Origin of the sequence: Emergencia sp. 1XD21-10 (assembly GCF_009936045.1) — a bacterium.
GTDB lineage: Bacteria > Bacillota > Clostridia > Peptostreptococcales > Anaerovoracaceae > Senimuribacter > Senimuribacter intestinalis.
In genome coordinates this window covers 12,693-32,460 of record NZ_QWEQ01000028.1, presented here as the reverse complement: position 1 = coordinate 32,460, position 19,768 = coordinate 12,693, and the positions used below count along the sequence as shown (strand labels likewise).

The 19,768-nt window shown below is 44.9% G+C and carries 17 protein-coding genes; 3 read left to right on the top strand and 14 right to left on the bottom strand.

Going from position 1 to position 19,768, the window contains the following annotated elements; genetic code table 11:
• The first annotated feature begins 10 nt into the window (after positions 1 to 10).
• Positions 11 to 1,420, top strand: coding sequence for an amidohydrolase family protein (locus D1151_RS14525; RefSeq protein ID WP_161909369.1), 1,410 nt, complete (start codon positions 11 to 13; stop codon positions 1,418 to 1,420).
• Positions 1,421 to 1,489: 69 nt separating this feature from the next.
• The gene (locus D1151_RS14520) at positions 1,490 to 1,915 is read left to right on the top strand and encodes a DUF4430 domain-containing protein (RefSeq protein WP_160200913.1); all 426 of its coding nucleotides are present in this window, start codon (positions 1,490 to 1,492) and stop codon (positions 1,913 to 1,915) included.
• A 392-nt stretch (positions 1,916 to 2,307) separates the two neighbouring features.
• On the opposite strand, the gene D1151_RS14515 is transcribed toward D1151_RS14520, so the two are convergent.
• The 8 genes from D1151_RS14515 to D1151_RS14480 all read right to left on the bottom strand — a co-directional run bounded on the left by D1151_RS14515 (position 2,308) and on the right by D1151_RS14480 (position 8,998).
• Positions 2,308 to 2,505 (bottom strand): hypothetical protein, encoded by a 198-nt coding sequence (locus D1151_RS14515; RefSeq protein ID WP_160200914.1) that lies wholly within the window; start codon positions 2,503 to 2,505, stop codon positions 2,308 to 2,310.
• Positions 2,506 to 2,530: 25 nt separating this feature from the next.
• Positions 2,531 to 2,959, bottom strand: a complete 429-nt coding sequence (locus D1151_RS14510; protein WP_161909368.1) for an Lrp/AsnC family transcriptional regulator — start codon at positions 2,957 to 2,959, stop codon at positions 2,531 to 2,533.
• Between the two features lie 114 nt (positions 2,960 to 3,073).
• Positions 3,074 to 4,312, bottom strand: a complete 1,239-nt coding sequence (locus D1151_RS14505; RefSeq protein WP_160200916.1) for a pyridoxal phosphate-dependent aminotransferase — start codon at positions 4,310 to 4,312, stop codon at positions 3,074 to 3,076.
• 49 nt (positions 4,313 to 4,361) lie between these two features.
• Entirely contained in the window at positions 4,362 to 5,765 is a 1,404-nt protein-coding gene (locus D1151_RS14500) for an oxaloacetate decarboxylase subunit alpha (RefSeq protein WP_160200917.1), read from the bottom strand.
• A 12-nt stretch (positions 5,766 to 5,777) separates the two neighbouring features.
• On the bottom strand, positions 5,778 to 6,902 hold the full coding sequence (locus D1151_RS14495) for a sodium ion-translocating decarboxylase subunit beta (RefSeq protein WP_161909367.1): 1,125 nt from the start codon (positions 6,900 to 6,902) through the stop codon (positions 5,778 to 5,780).
• A gap of 15 nt (positions 6,903 to 6,917) precedes the next feature.
• Positions 6,918 to 7,280: a biotin/lipoyl-containing protein gene (locus tag D1151_RS14490; RefSeq protein ID WP_160200919.1), complete on the bottom strand. Its 363-nt coding sequence runs from the start codon at positions 7,278 to 7,280 to the stop codon at positions 6,918 to 6,920.
• Between the two features lie 12 nt (positions 7,281 to 7,292).
• Positions 7,293 to 7,628: an OadG family protein gene (locus D1151_RS14485; RefSeq protein ID WP_160200920.1), complete on the bottom strand. Its 336-nt coding sequence runs from the start codon at positions 7,626 to 7,628 to the stop codon at positions 7,293 to 7,295.
• An 11-nt stretch (positions 7,629 to 7,639) separates the two neighbouring features.
• Positions 7,640 to 8,998 (bottom strand): carboxyl transferase domain-containing protein, encoded by a 1,359-nt coding sequence (locus tag D1151_RS14480; protein ID WP_161909366.1) that lies wholly within the window; start codon positions 8,996 to 8,998, stop codon positions 7,640 to 7,642.
• A gap of 239 nt (positions 8,999 to 9,237) precedes the next feature.
• Between D1151_RS14480 and D1151_RS14475 the strand changes: the two genes are divergently transcribed.
• On the top strand, positions 9,238 to 10,941 hold the full coding sequence (locus D1151_RS14475; protein ID WP_161909365.1) for a sigma 54-interacting transcriptional regulator: 1,704 nt from the start codon (positions 9,238 to 9,240) through the stop codon (positions 10,939 to 10,941).
• 739 nt (positions 10,942 to 11,680) lie between these two features.
• On the opposite strand, the gene D1151_RS14470 is transcribed toward D1151_RS14475, so the two are convergent.
• The 6 genes from D1151_RS14470 to D1151_RS14445 all read right to left on the bottom strand — a co-directional run bounded on the left by D1151_RS14470 (position 11,681) and on the right by D1151_RS14445 (position 19,639).
• Positions 11,681 to 13,042 (bottom strand): amidohydrolase family protein, encoded by a 1,362-nt coding sequence (locus tag D1151_RS14470; protein WP_160200923.1) that lies wholly within the window; start codon positions 13,040 to 13,042, stop codon positions 11,681 to 11,683.
• 115 nt (positions 13,043 to 13,157) lie between these two features.
• A complete protein-coding gene (locus D1151_RS14465) occupies positions 13,158 to 13,403 on the bottom strand; it encodes a hypothetical protein (RefSeq protein ID WP_160200924.1) in 246 nt (81 codons plus the stop codon).
• Positions 13,404 to 13,405: 2 nt separating this feature from the next.
• Positions 13,406 to 14,578 carry a M20 family metallopeptidase gene (locus tag D1151_RS14460; RefSeq protein ID WP_161909364.1) on the bottom strand — a complete coding sequence of 391 codons (1,173 nt, stop codon included), beginning with the start codon at positions 14,576 to 14,578 and terminating at the stop codon, positions 13,406 to 13,408.
• Between the two features lie 62 nt (positions 14,579 to 14,640).
• On the bottom strand, positions 14,641 to 16,038 hold the full coding sequence (locus tag D1151_RS14455) for a YfcC family protein (RefSeq protein WP_161909363.1): 1,398 nt from the start codon (positions 16,036 to 16,038) through the stop codon (positions 14,641 to 14,643).
• A gap of 158 nt (positions 16,039 to 16,196) precedes the next feature.
• Complete coding sequence (locus D1151_RS14450) at positions 16,197 to 17,609, bottom strand: transglutaminase family protein (RefSeq protein WP_161909362.1); 1,413 nt, start codon at positions 17,607 to 17,609, stop codon at positions 16,197 to 16,199.
• 239 nt (positions 17,610 to 17,848) lie between these two features.
• Positions 17,849 to 19,639: a phosphoenolpyruvate carboxykinase (GTP) gene (locus D1151_RS14445; RefSeq protein ID WP_275557657.1), complete on the bottom strand. Its 1,791-nt coding sequence runs from the start codon at positions 19,637 to 19,639 to the stop codon at positions 17,849 to 17,851.
• Positions 19,640 to 19,768: the final 129 nt, after the last annotated feature.

Genomic DNA, 19,768 nt, shown 5'->3' with positions numbered 1-19,768 from the left:
GAGGTTGCACATGGCATTTGGATTATTTAAGAAAAAACATACCGCAGATATTATCTATATGAACGGACACGTCTATACCCAGGACCCCGCGTTTCCGTGGGCAAGCGCTGTTGCCTGCAAAGACGGCAAAGTCCTCGCCGTAGGCGATTTTGAGGGGATGGACGAAATTGTATCTTCCGACACCCAGGTCATTGACTTAAAAGAGCAGTACTTGTTCCCGGGTTTCATGGAGGTACACAATACGGATATCCTGAAAGCTTTTGAGGACATGTATCTGGAAATCGACCCGGTATGGGATCTGGACACTGTTTTAGAGGAAGTCGCCGCTTATGCTGAAAATACGGATCGCGATATCATCTTTGCATACGGCTACAACGAAAACATTCTCGCTGACTATGAAGAAGCTGAGGAAGTGCAGGGACTTTTGGACGAGATTACGCAGGACAAGCCGGTGCTGCTTCTTGGAACCAGTGGTGTGCACTGCTGGTTCAACTCTCTGGCAATGGATATGGTCAGCGAATCTGCGGAGGAAGACGGCATGCAGTACATTTCTGCAGACTATGTGCTAAGCGTGCTGAGTCCTCTCGATTTTGAAGAGGTGGAGGCTGCGGTGATTGCGTCCTCTGGCGCACTCTGCGACAGAGGCATTACTTCAATCTTTCCGCTCAATACCCCAGACTATTTCCAGCACCTTTATCGGGACTGTCTGGTTGCCCTCATCGGTGAGAGTATACCTGTCAAACAGCGGCTGTTTTCCAGTCTCTACATCAACCGCCCTATTGCACCGGAACTGATTTTACACAAGCTGACCGCCGGAAAAACCGCATGCATTGAGCTGGACAACCTGATTACCTATGACTTCCTGAAGCTGGAAGTCTGCGACGACGAAAATCTCGCCTTTTTCTCAGAGGATGCGCTGAAGACCATCTGTCAGGCAGTCTGCGATAAAGGCTACAATATTCACTTGGACGCACTGGATCAGACTTCTATAGAAAAAGCCCGTGCTGCCTTTGTTTTCCTGCGCTCAAAGGGCTGCAAGCATAACACCCTGGTGCTGGCGGCGGACAATGCGGTTTCTAATTCTGAAGTAAATTCTACAGAGGAAGGATTCCTGACTACCTGGTCTACGGACTGCCTGAATCAGTCTGTTTATTCCCATGTAGGAAGTGTTTCTGAAGCAGTCGACATGCTGACTGTCGGCGCTGCCGAGCTTTTGGGCTGCGGCAAAGAGTACGGCAGTATCGAGCAAGGAAAACGTGCTGACTTCACTGTCTTTTCAGAAAATCCATTTGAAAAAAGTGTGCAGTACTTTTCTTCCATGCATGCTTCTATGACAATTGTCGACAGCCAAGTGGTCTACGATCTGGAAACTGCCTGCGATAACGAAATGTATGACCTTCTAGTCACAATGCGCTTATAAATTTAGGAGTTTTGTGGTAGAATATAGATAATAACACTAAATCCATAGGGCAATCCCAAAGGAGACTTCATGAACAAGAGTAAATTTATCTGTTTGACCCTGTGTCTGACTTTGTTTGCTGCTGTCTTATGCACAACCAGCTGCGAAAATAAAGGCGACACTGCAGAAATTATCCATCCGATTACAATCACCATCAGCATTGACTATCCAAAAAAATCGGAACTCCCTGACATCGAAACCACTGCTTTTAAAATCGAAGAAAATTCCTCTGTGTTGGAGGCAATTCAGATTTACTGCAACGTCAACGACATGTCAGTTAATGTAGAAACTACCGATGGAACAATCGTAGGCATTAATGACCTAAACAATGGGGATTTTCATCCGAACAGAATCTGGCAGTACAAAGTCAACGGACAGCTGTGCGCCGATTCTGCCGGCGACTATGTCCTGCAGGACGGCGATGTGCTGGAATGGGTTTATAAGAAAATAGATTGATGTAGATTAATGCAAATTAACAGCCGGAGCTAAATGCTCCGGCCGTTTCTTTCCTTTCACTCAGTCTCCACGTCTCTCCTACACTGCAAGACTGTAGAATCTGTCTCTATGCATATTTTGAAGAATTATGTCGATAATATGCACAACCGTATGCATATTTTTAAAGAAAATGCCTTTAATATGCATATTTGTCTTATAAAAACCGAAAAAGCTGCCGAAAGAACAGTAAAATTTTCATCCAGCAGCTTATTTGTACATATTTTGAGGATTTTTTCAAAAAATATGTAGAGTATCGTGCATATTTCGGAGATTTTTCTCGAAAATATGCAATTTGTAATTCTTCACTTTATATTGCACAAAGGCTGTTTTATCAGCGCTATTGTAACCTGCTCTCAGTCTCTCAAACACCCAACAGGTACCACATATACACCGTCTTTTCTCTGATATGCAAACTCCCCCCTCGTAAGAACCATCAAAAAAGTTGGTTCTTCAAGTTTACTTCCTTTTCCACTCTGGTTATATCTCTGAACCAGCGCCTTTAACTCCAAGAGATGTGCCGCTAAAATTCTTGTAAGATATTGATTTTTCATGCTTTCGCCTCAATTCAAGTCTGCTCTAATGTCTCTCCAAGGCGGTGGAAAATACCACCTGGGTTTCGGTCTTCCCGAAAACCTGCAGTTTGCCAAGGAACTCGTCCAAAAGGCTGGTGGAGGAAAACACTACCTTCAAAATCATAGAATAGGGACCTGTGATGTGGTTGCATTCCAACACGCTCTTTTCTGACTTGACAAAATCATAGAATTTCGGGCAGTCCTCCGGCTCCACAGTAATCATGATAAACGCCTTGATTCCGTAGCCCAGTTTCTCCAAATCCAAATGGGCGTGATATCCTTTAATATATCCGTCCTTTTCCAATTTATCAATTCGGGCAGAAACCGCCGGCGTTGTCAGATATACCAGAGCTGACAGTTCCTTCATCGGCGTGCGTGCATTTTTTCTAAGCTGATTTAAAATCTTGATATCGATATCGTCTAAGTTTCTCATAAAACCCTGCCTTCGTCAAATTTCAATACTAACTATACCACAACTCCACAAAAAACAGAACCCAAAAGTTAAAAAACTTTTTAGGTTCTGCTTTTTGATTATTAGGAACTATTATTATGCTTTGGTGATTGCTTCTTTAATTTTTGCAGGCATTACTCTGCATTCGTCTTCTGTGTTGGAAGCCACGGAAACACGAATTCCTCTGCCCATTGGAATACAGAAAATATCCATTTCCTGCAGCAGTTCTCCTGCTGCCTCCGGTTTCTCACAAGGAATTGTGATGAAAAATCCACTGTCATACGGGCAGGCAGTCAGACCTGCTTTTTCTGCCTCTTCCATAAAAATGGCGCCGCGTCTTCTGAGAATCTGCAGATAATGTTCTCTTTCTTCAGTCACCTTCGCCATCAACGCTGGGTCTTCCACGATATTTGCCAGCACCTTCATAGCAGCTCTGTTGCCGTTAGACCAGGATGCTCTGCATTCCACGCTCATCACATCCACAAATTCCTTTGCAACTTCAGCAGTCTGCGCCATGCAAAGGAGCGCGCCGCAGCGCATGCCGTACATTGTATAGCCTTTGGAAGCACTGAATGCAATCAGCGGCAGAATGTGCGCAGGAAGACCTGCCAGTTTCTTTAAGAAAAATCTATATTCTACTGCGTCACCGGAGAAATCCAGATATGCGATATCAACAAGGAGTGCAATCTTCTTACCTTTACCTTCATACGTATCAAGCACAGCCAGCACCTGATTCCAGTCTTCCTCCGTGAAAGTATAGCCAGTTGGGTTGTGCGCTGGTGTATTGATGATAATCAGCGTTTCATCCTGCTCTGCTAAAATAGCGGCAAGTTCTGTCTCAAAAGACTTGCTGTCAAATTTCAGTTTTTCATTGAAAAGACGATAAGTAGAAACGCTGCGGCCGATTTCTGATGCTATCAGATTATATGGATTCCAGTGCCAATCACTGACCAAAATTTTATCTCCGAAAGCTGTATATGCGGAAATGGCATTTCTGATGGAACCGGTACCGCCCGGCGTATAACAGCTTTCTACGAATACCCCCTCCGGCATATCGTCTAGGAAAACAGCCTTTTTTACTGCTTCTCTATATTCAGGCAATCCCAGAATCGGTGCGTAAGCTGCATAGTCTTCCGGCTGCAGACTGCGGATACATTCCATAACCGACTCCAGCACAACCAACTTTCCTTCATCGTTAAGCAGTACACCGATGGTGGAATCGATTACGTTCTCTTTTCCTTTTTCTGCAATTCTTGCTTTTGCTTTGGAAGAAACTCCGAAAAGCTTATCTGGCGCTCCGATGGTTTTTCTTCCGTTTTGCTGTGCCATAATCATTTCGCACATACCTCCTAAAAATTTCTATCTTTATTATTTGCTTTCTATGTTATACCGGATAGGCTCTGTTTGTCAAATCATATTTATCCGGATCGATTTTATGCGCCTTTGCGTCTCTGTATTTGAAGTACTCCGTTGCCACCTTCGGAAACAGTGCGTAAGACAGTACATCTTCGTCCTGCGTTTTAAACACGGAAATTTCTTTTTCCAAAGTTTCCAGCTCTGGTTCCAGCAAATCCGCCGGACGGCAGGTAATCGGCTCGGCATCACCAATAGCCTTTTTCTGCACTTCCGGATTAAACGGCTTTACAGTCTTACCATATTCACCACGTAGGATTGCCTTCGTTTCCTGAGACATGATTTTATAGCGCTCGCCGGTCAGCACGTTGAGCACCGCCTGGGTTCCCACAATCTGTGAGGACGGCGTTACCAGCGGCGGTTCGCCGAGATCGGCACGCACCCTTGGAATTTCTTCCAGCACTTCATAAAATCTATCTTCTGCCCCCTGTTCCTTCAGCTGAGAAACCAGATTGGACAGCATGCCACCCGGCACCTGATAAAGCAGCGTCTTTACATCAACTGTCAGCATTTTCGGATCAAGAAGTCCGCTGGCAATGGAACTGTCACGAAGAGGTCTGAAATAGTCTGCAATCTCTGCCAAAAGATTTTGATCAAGTCCTGTGTCGTAAGGTGTTCCTGCAAAAGTTGCCACCATAACCTCGGTTGCCGGCTGACTGGTTCCCATAGAGAATGGGGAAATTGCTGTATCAATCACATCGCAGCCAGCTTCTACACCTTTTACATAAGTAATCGGTGCAACGCCGCTAGTGCAGTGACTGTGCAGAGAGATGGGAACTTTCACCTGGGTTTTCAGTTCTCTTACCAGGCGGTCAGCCATATCCGGGGTTAAAATGCCTGCCATATCCTTGATGCAGATAGAATCTGCACCCAGGCTTTCCATATCTGAGGCGAGTTTTTTCCAATAATCTAGTGTGTACGCACTGCCAGTAGTGTAAGACATTGCAAGCTGCACATTGCCGCCTTCTTTTTTTGCGGCACGCACAGCTGTCTCCACATTGCGCAAGTCGTTAAATGCGTCAAAAATTCGCAAAATATCAATGCCGTTTGCAATGGATTTCTGTACAAAGTATTCCACTACATCATCAGCATAATGTCTATATCCGAGGATATTCTGTCCGCGAAACAGCATCTGTAGTTTACTGTTTTTAAGTCTGCGACGCAGCGTTCTAAGGCGCTGCCACGGGTCCTCATTTAAGAACCGAAGAGAAGCATCGTAAGTCGCACCACCCCAGCATTCAATAGAGTGATATCCAACCTGATCCATCTTTTCCAGAATTGGAATCATATCCTCTGTTTTCATTCTTGTTGCTATGAGAGACTGATGTGCGTCTCTCAAAACGGTCTCGGTTATTTTTAACTTTTTATTATTCATGTTATTACTCCTTTATACGCCGAAGATTGCCATAAATACGCCTGCAGCAACAGCAGTGCCGATTACGCCTGCCACGTTAGGCCCCATAGCGTGCATCAGCAGGAAGTTGGTCGGATCATCTTCTGCGCCGACTTTCTGGGATACGCGGGCTGCCATCGGCACAGCGGAAACTCCTGCGGAGCCGATGAGCGGGTTGATTTTACCGCCGGAAATCTTACACATCAGTTTTCCAAAGAGTACGCCAGCTGCTGTACCAAAGCAGAAGGCTGCAAGCCCTATGCCCACGATTTTCAGCGTGCTCCAGTTGAGGAAAGCCTCTGCGCTGGTGGTTGCTCCCACGGAAGTTCCAAGCAATATAACGACGATATACATCAGTGCATTGGACGCTGTGTCAGTCAGCTGTCTTACAACGCCGCTTTCTCTAAAGAGATTTCCCAGCATCAGCATACCTACGAGCGGCGTAGTGGACGGCAGAAGGCCGCACACTACGATGGTAACCACAATAGGAAAAAGAATTTTCTCTCTTTTGGAGACCGGACGAAGCTGTTCCATTTTAATGGAACGCTCTTCCTTTGTGGTCAAAGCTCGCATAATAGGAGGCTGGATGATCGGAACCAGTGACATATAGGAATATGCTGCTACGGCAATAGGCCCCATAATGTCAGTCTGGTGCAGTTTCATCGCTAAAAATATAGAAGTCGGGCCGTCGGCTCCGCCAATAATAGCGATTGCCGCTGCCGCCATATCGTTAAATCCGATAAGCATGGCGAGCATGTATGCGCCAAAGATTCCAAATTGTGCCGCCGCACCAAGCAGAAAACTCTTTGGGTTTGCAATCAGCGGCCCGAAGTCTGTCATTGCGCCAACGCCCAGGAAAATGAGTGATGGCAAAATCGTCCACTCATCTAGCAGATAAAAGTAGTGGAGCAGTCCTCCCTCTTCCATGATGGGAGGATAAATATTGACAAGCAGCATGCCGAAGGAAATCGGCAGCAGCAGAAGCGGTTCGTACTGCTTGGCAATCGCTAAGTATAAGAATCCACATGCAACCGCAAGCATTAGCAGATTGCCTATGGTCAAATCGAAAAAGGCAGTCTGATGGATTAAATTTCCTAAAGTTGTGATAATATATTCCATGTTTTTCCCCTAAGTTTATGCAATGGTTGCTACACTCTGTCCGGATTCTACGCTGTCTCCCTCTGCAGCGGTAATGGAGGTGAGCTGACCGTCTTTTGGCGCTACTACTGGAATTTCCATCTTCATCGCTTCCAGAATCAGAATAGTATCACCTTTTTTCAGGTTATCGCCCACTTTCGCAGAGATTTTCCATACCTTTCCTGCAGTTCCTGTAGTAACAGCTTCACCCTCACCTTCGGCAGCGGCTGTCTGCACAGGCGCAGCAGGTGCAGGCGCAGCAGCAGACGCTGCTGGCTGCGCGGCAGGTGCTCCCGCCCCCTTTTTCTCTACTTCTACCTCGTATGTCACTCCATTGACTTTAATGATATATGTTTCCATAGTTTTCCTCTCTTACTTTCCTCTTCTCTTTATAGATCGAACAATATATGCGCCATCGGCTTCATTCTCAAAAGATGCTCCGCCATTTTCTGCGGCTTTTGCTGCTGCAATAGCCGCCGTAATGACTGCAATTAAAGCGCCGTCATCTTTGCCGTCTGCAGCAGTTGCAGGACTGCTTGCTGCATCCGTCTTTGCCGCCTCTTCTTTCTGTTTCTTAGAGGCACCCGGCTGCGGTATGAACTTGAACAGGGAAATAATGCAGCTGATTAAAACCAGCATGACGAATACGGTGCCCATACCAAGCAGCGTATTCATTCCCGCTTTCGATAATATTTCTGTAATTGTCATTGACTGCCTCCCTAATACAAATTAGCAAAGGTCTCAAAAGCGCCAACCAGATATTTTCTGCTGTCCGCCGGGTCAATTACTTTATCGACATAATCATGTCTTGCCAGTGCTCTTGCCCCGCTATGGCTCTTCTCATAGTCAGCAATGCGCTGCTCTATCATCGTGGAATCTGCCTGTGGGTAAAGAATTTCAACGGCCTGTTTTGCATTAATCAGGTTTACTTTTGCGCCGTCCCACATAAATACATAGTCAGCACCCAGTCCTTTACTGTTCATGATACTGTAAGCGCTTCCGTAAATTTCTCCTGTAATCAGATTTACTTTCGGCGCCTTCGCCTTCGTCAGAGCCCTAATCATTCGACCGGCTGCCTTCGGCAGATAGATTTCCTGTTCCTCCGATGTGTCGAAGCCTTCTGTATCGGTTAGGGTCAAAATCGGGAAGGAGAATTTATCGCACAGTTCTATAAAAGTTGCCGCCTTATCAAAGCCTTCAGCACTGATTCTTCTCATACCTGCCTTGGATTTCTGGTTTGCAATCGCACCGATTACTATACCGTCCAGCATGATAAATCCGGTTACCATATCCTCGCCGCAGTCTCTTCTGGTTTCAAAGAAAAAGCCGTTATCGGATATCTCCTTCAAAATCGCTCTGCCGTCACCACTCAGCCCAGCCAGATTCGGACAAAGTCTGTTCAAATCGTCGTTGCAAGGCTTCTGCCGCGGCTTTCTTTCTGTATTCGCCGGAATCAGCGTGTGTACCAGCGTCCGAATGGAGTCCTTTATTTCATCAAAGCTCATACTTGCGTCAGTGAAGTCCGCCTGGTCTACAATTTCGTCAAAACTGCGGTCGATGGAACTTGCCGAATTTACGAAAAGCTGTCCGTGTTCTTTTTCAACAAAGACGAAGTCCGCCATGTTTGCTGCGATGGACATGCCGCCGCCACACATACCGACTACCGCCATAATCTGAGGAATCAAATCTGAAGCCTGCGCCTGTAAAGCATAAAGTCTTGCAAATTTGTCCAGACTGTCAAGACCTTCTTCAATACGGAACCCATGACAGTCCAAAAGCCCAATAATCGGTGCTTTTGCTTTCATAGCAAGCTGATAGAGCCTGTTGATTTTCTGTCCATGCATTTCACCATAAGTGCCGCCCAGCACTTCCACATCCTGACTGAATATATAAACCAGCTGTCCGTCGATGGTGCCGTATCCTGTGATAACACCATCAGATGGTTTGTCCTGCGTATCCGGCGTATAAAAATCGGTCAGTCTTGCAGTAACCGCCTCTCCGATTTCCATAAAGCTGCCCGGATCCAAAATCTGACAAATCATTTTCTGTGCACCGGTAAATTCTTTTTTATTGCTCACGATTTTATTTCCCCATCTTTCTTTTGGAATTTTTTCTTTATTCTATATAGCAGGCGCCCCAATTGCAATACTTCAAAAAAAGTACTTGATTTTTTAAGAATGCCGCTACTTTCAGTTAATTTTTTTAATTTTTCCAGAAGAATAATTTAAAATTCATATTCACCTCTCCATAGCTATGGTATAATGAACGCATGTAATTGAATCGGCGTCGCCGCAATCAAAATGCAAAAGGAGTTACTATGGCTTTCAAAACGAATCCCCGTCTGCTATTAGTTGCAGACCACTTCTTCACATTACGCACTTTAGAGGAACAACTTCGGTCTTTTCTTCCAAAAGAAATTTCTATCACCTTATACAATGTCTCCGCAGGAGATTCTACTGTCCTTAGCGGACAGTACTTTGGTGTTTTTTCCGGCGAAAAAGTTTACCAGCAATTTCTTGACAGTGGGCTTTCGGATTATCTGGAAGAAACTTTAGTCGGCAGCCGTACCATTACCAGCCACAAGCTGGACAAGATTCTTTTCCTGCCTCGCGATCGGGAAATCCTCGTCGTCATGGAATCCCGCACTTCCGCCGAGGAAGTCATCAGCGATTTGCAGAGAAGCGGCTTTAACTTTTATCAGTTCGTACCATACTCACCAGACTGCGATTTTTCCGCAAAAGCAAGGCCTATCGCGATTACTGCCGATGCCATGATTCACGTGCCTGCCGGCGTTGAAAACGTCTACAATATCGGCGCAAAAATTTTCGATTTTTCCACCATCATACAAATTATGGATTCCTATCATTTGCTGGAATCCAACCTGCAATCCTACGCAAAGCAGTATCTGGACGACCTCTTAATCTTTGCAAGACGAATCTCCGATGCTGCCAACGAAGCGGGCAAAACTTCCAAGGCAGTGCGCACCGCTCTTTGCGGACCTAATTGCTATGCAAAATATAAATTCCGAGACATTATTGGGCAAAGTCCTTGCATTTCCAAGGTGAAATCTACCGCCGAAAAAATTGCTGCCACAGATATGTCTGTTCTCATTGAGGGCGACAGCGGAACCGGAAAGTCTATCTTTGCAAGCGCAATTCACCACGCTTCCGCAAGACAAGGTGCACCTTTTGTTTCCATCAACTTTGCTGCGCTGTCTGACGCCCAAATCGAGACAGAACTTTTTGGCTGCGAAGAAGACGGCACAATCGGGCTTTTTCAGCTGGCAGAAGGCGGCAGCATTTTCCTCGATGAAATAGACGAAGCCTCCCTGAAAGTGCAAGCCCAGATTCTTCAAATCATGCAGACTGGCGAAATCATAAAAACCGGCGGCAAGCGTCACTTCCCCGTCGACGTCCGTATCATTGCCGCCACCAATTGCAACTTAGAAGAAATGACTGCAGAAAAAACTTTTCGTAAAGATTTGTTCTACCGCTTAAAAGAAGGCTATCTTTATCTACCGCCCCTTTCTCAGCATAAGGAAGATATTCCCCTTCTCGTTACCCACTGGATGAACACCCTGTTCTGCATCAACAAGGAAATCACGCCTCTTGCCATGGAGGCTCTGATGCAAAGGGAGTGGCAGGGCAATATTCGCGAGCTTTTTGCCACCATTAAATTTACTCTTGCGGTCTGCGAAAGCGATACCATCACGCCCGAGGATTTTCCCTATGATAGTGCCTCCACTGCTGAAAGCGGATTCCACTTTGCTTCTGCTGAAAAAACTGATGATATCTCTAAGCTTATTTTGTCTGCCATTCGGGAAATTAACCAAAGAAGCGAAATTGCTGGCAGAAGCCGAATTTACTGGTTTCTCCATGATGCCGGCTACGGCATATCCGAATACAAAATCCGCAAATATATTTCCATGCTAGCTGAGCAGGGGCTAATTTCTGCAACCCATGGAAAGTACGGCATGTCCCTGACCGACAAAGGGCTGATGATTTTAGAAAGCCGAAAATAGATTTAGTGTTGTCTTGGTGCCCGCTATGCATATTTCTTGAAAAAGCATCAAAAATATGCACACATTCCTGCATATTTTTCTAAAAAACTCAAAATTTACGCACAAAAAACGCTGTCAGACAGGTTTCCAACCCGGACTGGCAGCATTGCCTGCCTGCCGTTTAAAATACCTTTCGGATTGCCGCAACCAGTCCTGCACGACCATTTCCATCATCGTTTTGATAAATGCTTATTCGTTACGTTGATAATTATCAAGCATGCTGCTGTGAAATACGTTGTAACGATGGCGGGAAACTTCCATTTTTAATTTACCAATACGGGTGGTAATGTATTTTGGGGCGGATTCCGTTTCGATAATCAGTGCGTTCAGTACTTCTCATAGGTGCCGGCTTGTAATTTTTCAGCATATTCTGCTTGAAGAAACTGGTTGAGTAAACATTCCATAAGTTCTCCAAAAGCTTCTTCTCTACTAAAAAAAGACCTACAAAAACTCCTGATTTAGTGCAAAATTAAGTTGAGCCATATTGAACCTCCATTTAGTTATTCGTGTTTTGTTTTTTATATTTTAACCGAATGGTGAACACTTGTGGCTCTTTTTTATTTTTCTAATTTACACCAGTTTACAGACTTAATCCCTTTATTCTATCCCTTCTTTCCAAATTTACACAAATAAAAATCCGCCCCTTTCATCGCATATAACGCTAAAAAGGGGCAGATTACATGAATACCCTATATTTTTATCAATGCTTTTGATAGCTGATAAATGTACCTAGTCTGTCGTTTACAACCATTTTATGATCCACTGCTTTCTCTCCATTGATAAATACGTATTCGATGCCTTCCGGCAAAATATTCAAATCAGAAAAAGTAGCGCCGTCTTTGACGGTATCTGGATTAAATATTGTCAAATCTGCATCACAGCCGATTTCGATTCTCCCTTTATTATCCAGATTCAATCGCTTTGCCGGCTCTAAGGTCATCTTTCGAATAGCATCAATCATCGGCAGAACTTTGTCTTCTCTGACATACTTTCCGAGCACTCTCGGAAATGTGCCAGCAGCTCTTGGATGACCATTGCCGTTATTGATAATGCCGTCACTGCCCACCATTCCATTTTTATTGGCGATGGCGCCGGCAATTTCCTCTTCGTTCATGACAAATGCAACCGCAAGCATGTCAGGGTATTCTTCCCGGACTTTTTCAAAGGTCTCTTTATCACAGCGAACATCCTTGTAAGGATCGTCCGTTAGAAGTATGTCACTGTAATCCTTATGCCAGCCTTCAATGCAGCCGTCCTCAAAAACAGCAGATCCCATATGGGTAGAAAAGGCATTATACGGATAAGTATCATAATCCAGCCTCGGGTTCCTCTCCATTGCCTGGTTAATAGCATCCAATGATTCCTGCATCAACCCCATGGCGGAACAACTGGACAAATGAGAGATCTGGAATTTCATCGGAATCGCATCTGCAATTTTAATCATCTCGTAAATCGGTTCGATATCCCGCAGACAATCCTCCCTGTAGTGGGCAGATACCAGCAGGTTCGGATCGTCGGTACAACCGATAGCATACAGAACTTCCTCGGTTGTAATGCCGGGATCGTATTCAATACCAAAAGAAATACCGTATGCGCCATGGCTTAGTTCTCTTCTAAGTAAGGTTCTGATCTGCTCTCTCTGCTCCTTTGTCGCAGCCTCATATCTTCCGACATTCAGCTGATAGCGGAAGGTATTATACCCTGCCAGCATAATATAATTAATCGGACATCCGCCCAGTCTATCGATAACTTCTTTAAAGTAAGCCAAGTCCTGCTTCTGCATACCGCAGTTACCGCCTACCGCCGTGGTGACTCCCATATTCAGCATCATCTGTGCAATGACATAGGTTTCCCCTTCTTGCTTAAAATCCTCCTCGTGCATATGAATATCTATAAAACCAGGAGAAACTACACTTCCAGAAGCATCGATGACATTGGCAGCTTCCGGACACGCAGATCCGATATAGGTAATCTTACCGTCAGCAACACCAATATTGCTTTTTCTCATCTCTCCGGTCGCAAAATCCGGATACTGTCCATTCTTTATCAGTAAGTCCAACATGCGCAAGCACCTCCTATGAATTTTTTTAGATTTAAAGTGTACGCCTTTATAACCTTTATACAACTTTTCTATCGTCATGCAATTGGTTTTATTTTCATCCAGTATTTTTTCAAGTTTACTGACCGCTGCGATGCTCCTGAATAGACAACACCAGGCAGATGACGATGTATATGCCTGCGAAGGGTATAGTCAATGTACAAAGAAGACCATACCAAGTCAAACTGTGTATCGCAAACATGTTGATGATCATAGTAATACCGGCAGATACAAAAAATGCCGCCTTGTTAAATCCTCTCTTAATTGCTGCAATAAAAGCGATTAGAGCCAGTGCCGGCGGCAAAAAGAACAATACATAGCCCATATTTACTTCTCCGCAAAATCCGCTTTCATAGCGTTCAGCTTTTCTTTATCACTGAAAATCTTTGCGATCTGCAGTGTGATAATTTTAGCTCCAACTACAAGACCCTGATGGGCTCGCTCACTTTTCATTGCCTCTGCAAATTCTCTGGTATGAATCGGAATATTTTCATCAACAATCTGCAGACAAGGATGGAAACCCGGGCAGGCAAAGCTGACATTTCCAGCATCGGAGGATCCGAAGATTTTATCGTGGTCTCCGTTTACTTCAATTCCCAGCTCATCATAGATTTCAGCCAGAGCCGCTGCGCCGGTAGGATTTGGTTTCATATTATCATAGATGGCTGCCGTAGGATATTTTTCCCAGGTTGTCTGGGTCGCAATAGCCGCCCCTGCAGCACAATCGTCTACCTTATCGATCAGCTTTTTCAGATAATGCTTATCCAGGGCACGAATATGAAATTCTGCTGTAACCTCTTCCGGAACAATATTCGGCGCTTCTCCTCCGTTTCTAATGATGCCGTGAAACTGCGCATCCGGTGTACTATGCTGACGCAGCATATCTACTGCGTGGAACATCAGCTGCGCTGCATTAAACGCATTTTGTCCCTCCCACGGTGCTGCTGAAGCGTGAGCTGCTTTGCCATGGAAACAGTACATGTAAGCTGCCAAGCCCTGTAATTTTGGTGTCAGCAGGCTGGTATTGTACAGATGTACCATAATTGCCATATCGTACCCATCAAAAACACCATCTTCTGCCATCTGACACTTAGCCCCGTCTGTTTCCTCCACAGGTGTGCCAATAATATGAATATCCGTGTCCAGCTCATCTTGCATCTCTTTCGTTGCCAGACCTGCAAGAATGCTAATCGAACCTGACAGGCAGTGTCCGCAGGCGTGTCCTATCTCAGGCAGAGCATCGTATTCAGTCAGAATTGCTACCTTATGCTTATGCTGGTTCTCCCCATAAATTCCCTTAAAAGCGGTATCACGCCCGGCGAAGGGATATTCCACCTGATAACCGTGAGATTGCAATAGTTTGACGATTTTCTTAGAAGTTTCATATTCCTCTCCGGAAATTTCAGGATTGTCAGCGATATTGTCATTCAGTGCGGTCAATTCTTCTCTATATTTTTCAATTTCAGAAAAAATTCTCTCTTTTAATTCACTGTAATTCATTTTATCTCCTCTTAGGAAAAAGGGCATACCATCCAATATGCCCTTTCTTCTGTAAACATTTTTTAAAATGGTCCTAACTGCATTGCCTGTGCAATGACGATAAAAATTGCACCTAACAGATATTCTAATCCAATTAAAGGCAGAATCCACTTAGCCCATTTGCTCCAAGGCACTTTTGCAATAGCCAGTCCAGCCATAAAATAGCCGGAGGTTGGTGTGAAGATATTAGAGATACCATCACCCATCTGGAATGCGAGGCAAGCAGTCTGTCTTGTTACGCCTACCAGATCACCCAAAGGAGCCATAATCGGCATAGAAACAGCAGCCTGTCCGGAACCTGAAGGAACAATGAAGTTGAGTAGGCACTGGAAAATGTACATTCCGACAGCAGATACCATCGAAGGTAGTTTGCTCAGTCCAGAAGCAGCAGCCTGCAGAATCGTATGTAAAATCTGTCCATCATTCATCACGACCAAAATACCTCTTGCAAAGCCTACAACCAGTGCGCCGGAAGCGATGTCAGCCATGCCTTTTCCCAGTACATTTGCATAGTTGTTGAATCCCATTCCTGCAATTGTCGCAACAATGAAAGACATGCACAGGAACAGCGCTGCAATCTCGTCCATATACCAACCATACTGAATGACACAGTAGACTAATATGATAATAGAAGCGACAAAAACAATCAAAATTGCTTTTTCCTTTCCGCCAAATTCCGGTAAGGAATCGAGATCTACAGATTCCTCTCTGGTTTTGTCAAATTCATGCATGTTGGAGAGCTGCGGATTCTTCTTAATCTTCAATGCATATCTCATAACGAATGTGACTGCCAGCAATACGAAGCAGATGTATAGAACTACTCTGAAACCCATAGCTGAAAGCGGCGGCAGGCCTGCGATACCCTGTGCAACCTGAATCGTAAACGGATTCATGAAGGCACCTGCAAATCCTGCACCGGCACCACACAGCACGATAGCCGCACCTGTGATAGAGTCAAATCCCATGGCAATACACAGTGATACGAAGATCGGAATAAACGGGATGGTCTCTTCTGCCATACCGAATACGGATCCGCAGATGGAGAACAGAACCATAATAATCGGGATGATTATAATAGACTTGTCCTTCAGCGCCTTGATCAATCTTCCCATGCCGGCTTCAATCGCTCTGGTTTCTTGTACTACAGCCATAGTTCCACCAACAATAAAGATGAAGAAGATGATCTGTGCAGACTCCTGCATACCGCGGGGTACTGCGGTCAAGAACTGCAAAAAGCTCACTGGTGTCGAATCGACATTGTGAAAAGTCTCTGCATTGACAACTTCTCTTCCGTCTTCCAGTGTCATCATGTCATATGATCCTGCTGGTATAATATACGTAAGGATACTGCATAACAAAATAAGTGCTAGCAGCAGGATGTATACATGAGGCACCGCAAATTTCTTTTTCTTTTGTTCCATTAGTTTACCTCCTTATAAAATTTATATATATTATACCCCCCTCCGACATATTTTTTCAAGTGGTTTTTAAGATATTAGGCATCTTTAATCAAAAGCTAAAACTGCATGAGCGGTAATTTACCGTCCATGCAGTTTTCAAATAATCTATAACAACGTATTTATTTTATCCTATGAATATCAATTTCCTCGTAATCACAGCCCCAGTCGCTTCCGTACAAACCGCGATCTTCGTATTCCAGCTCTCCGCACTGATTGTCGCAAGGATCTTCTCTAGGGAATTTCTTCACTGGCACCATTTCCGCCTGGAAAGAATCATTAATCGGCACTCTGAACGGATCAACATTTCCAAAGAAATAATCCCAGCGCTTCATCTTGCCTTTTTTGTAGGCACTCCCGCCGTAGGACAGGTCTGCACCCAGCCAGCCTTTGGACGGCAGATAGAACAGCGCCCAGTCATGCTGGCCTAAACTACCCGGTTTCGTGTCAAGCCCGGACTGCCATCTTGCCGGTATGCCGCAAATTCTGCAAAGTGTAATAAACAAAAGCGCCTGAATACCACAGTCACCGCGAAGATTCACTGCGCAGTATTCGCTAAGATTGTCGATTGCCGCATAATCTCTGACAAAGCGGTAGGTCACTTTGGTTGTCACATAATCATAAATGCGTCTTGCCGTTTTCAGCAGATCGCCCGAAGGATCTTTTAAACTCTCTGCCAGGCCTCTCAGATACGGTGTGAACTGAATGTGCGCCAGCTGCTCGCAGAGATACTGGGCTTCCTCTGCTGGAATGTCGCCTTTCTCCTCACCCAGTTTCTCAATGGCTTCCCAGGAAAGGTCTACAAAATGCGTCACATGATCCAAGCTATACTCCACAGAAAATACCTGACCGGCTTTCGCTTTTTCCTCAAAGTATGCAACGGGGTGACCGTCTTCCAGAGAAGGCATTGCCTTCGGCTGCGGTGTTACGCTTATCACTTTCACATTTTTCATCTGCTGTCGTTCCACAGGAAGCGGCACGTGAATGCGCACAGGCTTTCCTTCTTCCAAGGCATCTTCATTAATCCAGACCTTCTGGCGAATATGAATATGCGCTGAAGTTTCCTGTCCATCCACTAAATTCTCAACGAGCTGGTCAACAGCCTCCACTTCCTCGGCTCTCGCCGCCTGCTTTTCATAAGCGTCGCCCTTTTCCCGAGCCTCACGCTCTTCCATTTCAGGATATACCTTAAAAAGCGTACTGCAGAAGCTTCTCAAGTAGCGCACTTCTCCATTCAAATAAATAAAATCCACTTTATTCTCAAGGCGCAGTTCATCAAGTTCCTCCGCAGTAAAAGATGGAATCCTCTCCTGCACCATTGCTAGCGCTTCCGCTTCCGTTCTGTTGTAACACTTTTCCAGATGTTCTAGATTGGTCAGTTCCAACTCCAGCCGGCAGCGCATATCATAAGTCAGTTCTCCCGCCAAACGTCTTGCAATAATTTCTCTCACGCGATCAAAATGACCGCTCCACTTCTCTTTTAAAATATCCTCCGGCAAAGCTACTGCCAGATACTTCAGATCCTCGTGTTTCATTTCGTACTCAAAATACCTCCTACTTCTTTCATGGGGTAACAAATTAAATACAGTATACCATACTTCTAAAAAATTCCTAGCAAAAGTTTTAAAAACATTCCTTCCCATGAATGCCGGGAAACTACTGCAAAATGAATTTCGCTGCTTCCGCACCATTTATAGTAAATTAGCCTTAAATGGTGCACATACAAACGAGGCTGCCTCATTTTTCCTTGAGACAGTCTCGTAAATTTTTCTTTTTATGAAATCTGCGCCTTCAGCCTGTCGAGGTTTTCGGTAATTTCCTCAGGTAGCCATTCAAACTGACTGTAAAATTCTTCAATTCCTGCGATTTCCTCTTTCCAGATCTCCTTGTCTACGCGAAGGAGTTTCCCCAGTACTTCTGGCTCAATATCCAGTTCATTGGTATCGATATCTTCTGCCTTTGGTTCATAACCAAGCGGAGTTTCCACCGCGTCAACACTTCCCTCGCAGCGGTTCAGCATCCACAGGATAACCCTCAGGTTATCACCGAACCCAGGCCACATAAACTCGTCGTTTTCGTCAGTTCTGAACCAGTTTACATGGAAAATCTGCGGTGGATTGGTCATCTTTTTGCCCATGTCAATCCAGTGCTGGAAGTACTCTGCCATGTTGTATCCGCAGAACGGCAGCATTGCCATCGGATCATGACGCACTACGCCAACTTTTCCATTGGCAGCAGCGGTTGTTTCTGATGCCATAGCAGAACCGATAAATACGCCGTGGTTCCAGTCTCTTGCCTGGTAAACAAGCGGCTCAGCCTTTGCTCTTCTTCCACCGAAGATAATTGCGGAAATAGGCACGCCTTCTCCTGTTGCAAATTCATCAGCGATGGTCGGGCAGTTTGCTGCCGGCGCTGTAAATCTGGAATTTGGATGTGCGCCCTTTTCTTCGGAAGTCTTTCCGTTCCAAGGATTGCCCAGCCAATCTTCACCGTTTTCTGGAGGATTCTTGTCGAGTTTTTCCCACCATACGGTATTATCATCTAAGTTTCTCGCCACGTTAGTAAAGATGGTATTTTTATGTGTGGTTCTAAGTGCATTCGGGTTGGACTTTTCGTTAGTCCCCGGCGCAACACCAAAGAAACCGTTTTCTGGATTAACTGCATACAGTCTTCCATCATCACCGATACGCAGCCATGAAATATCATCGCCAACGGTAGAAATCTTGTATCCTTTTTTCTTAAAATAGTCAGGCGGCGTCAACATTGCCAGGTTGGTCTTTCCGCAAGCGCTTGGGAATGCGCCGCAAACATATTTCGCTTCGCCCTCTTTGTTCTCAATCTTCAGAATCAGCATATGTTCTGCCATCCAGCCTTCCTGTTTTCCAAGGTAAGAACCGATGCGCAGCGCCAGGCATTTTTTGCCAAGCAGCACGTTTCCGCCATAAGCTGAGTTGATAGACCAAATTGTATTGTCTTCAGGGAAATGTGCAATGTACTTTTCCTGTTCATTAATCTGTGCTTTGGAGTGCAGACATTTTGTGAAGTCTGCGCCTTCGTTGAGCAAATCAATTACCTTCTGATTTACATGGGTCATAATCGCCATGCTCAGTACTACATAAATAGAATCGGTCAGTTCGATACCGATCTTAGCAAATTCTGTTCCCGGTACGCCCATGGAAAACGGAATGGCATACATAGTTCTGCCTTTCATGCAGCCGTCAAAGAGTTTGCTCATCTTCGCATACATCTCTTCCGGTGCAACCCAGTTGTTAGTAGGGCCAGCATCTTCTTTTCTGCTGGTGCAGATTACCGTTCTCTTTTCATCTCTTGCAACGTCTTTGGGATTAGTGCGGTAGTAGAGGCAGCCAGGCAATTTTTCCTGATTCAGCTCAATCATCTCACCGGTTGCAAGGGATAATTTTCTAATTTCATCAAGCTGTTCCTTGCTCCCGTCAATCCAGACAACCTCATCCGGTTTGGTTAATTCCGCCATTTCTTTTACCCAATCGTTTACCAATTGGTTGGTTACCATAGTCATAAAGTTTTTCTCCTTTTCTCTTTTTATAACTTAGGCCGCTTCGGCGGAAGCAGTCTATTCAATTTAGCGATACACGCTTGAATTTGTGTATACAAATTCATTCTATACCAATTATACTGGTTTGTCACGCACATATTTCTTTTTTCGGCAAAATAT

What these genes read in the sequence shown, in the direction of transcription:
- D1151_RS14525 (WP_161909369.1), top strand. Translation starts at nt 11, where the DNA reads ATGGCATTTGGATTATTTAAGAAAAAACATACCGCAGATATTATCTAT.
- D1151_RS14520 (WP_160200913.1), top strand. Translation starts at nt 1,490, where the DNA reads ATGAACAAGAGTAAATTTATCTGTTTGACCCTGTGTCTGACTTTGTTT.
- D1151_RS14515 (WP_160200914.1), bottom strand. Translation starts at nt 2,505, where the DNA reads ATGAAAAATCAATATCTTACAAGAATTTTAGCGGCACATCTCTTGGAG.
- D1151_RS14510 (WP_161909368.1), bottom strand. Translation starts at nt 2,959, where the DNA reads ATGAGAAACTTAGACGATATCGATATCAAGATTTTAAATCAGCTTAGA.
- D1151_RS14505 (WP_160200916.1), bottom strand. Translation starts at nt 4,312, where the DNA reads ATGATTATGGCACAGCAAAACGGAAGAAAAACCATCGGAGCGCCAGAT.
- D1151_RS14500 (WP_160200917.1), bottom strand. Translation starts at nt 5,765, where the DNA reads ATGAATAATAAAAAGTTAAAAATAACCGAGACCGTTTTGAGAGACGCA.
- D1151_RS14495 (WP_161909367.1), bottom strand. Translation starts at nt 6,902, where the DNA reads ATGGAATATATTATCACAACTTTAGGAAATTTAATCCATCAGACTGCC.
- D1151_RS14490 (WP_160200919.1), bottom strand. Translation starts at nt 7,280, where the DNA reads ATGGAAACATATATCATTAAAGTCAATGGAGTGACATACGAGGTAGAA.
- D1151_RS14485 (WP_160200920.1), bottom strand. Translation starts at nt 7,628, where the DNA reads ATGACAATTACAGAAATATTATCGAAAGCGGGAATGAATACGCTGCTT.
- D1151_RS14475 (WP_161909365.1), top strand. Translation starts at nt 9,238, where the DNA reads ATGGCTTTCAAAACGAATCCCCGTCTGCTATTAGTTGCAGACCACTTC.
- D1151_RS14470 (WP_160200923.1), bottom strand. Translation starts at nt 13,042, where the DNA reads ATGTTGGACTTACTGATAAAGAATGGACAGTATCCGGATTTTGCGACC.
- D1151_RS14465 (WP_160200924.1), bottom strand. Translation starts at nt 13,403, where the DNA reads ATGGGCTATGTATTGTTCTTTTTGCCGCCGGCACTGGCTCTAATCGCT.
- D1151_RS14460 (WP_161909364.1), bottom strand. Translation starts at nt 14,578, where the DNA reads ATGAATTACAGTGAATTAAAAGAGAGAATTTTTTCTGAAATTGAAAAA.
- D1151_RS14455 (WP_161909363.1), bottom strand. Translation starts at nt 16,038, where the DNA reads ATGGAACAAAAGAAAAAGAAATTTGCGGTGCCTCATGTATACATCCTG.
- D1151_RS14450 (WP_161909362.1), bottom strand. Translation starts at nt 17,609, where the DNA reads ATGAAACACGAGGATCTGAAGTATCTGGCAGTAGCTTTGCCGGAGGAT.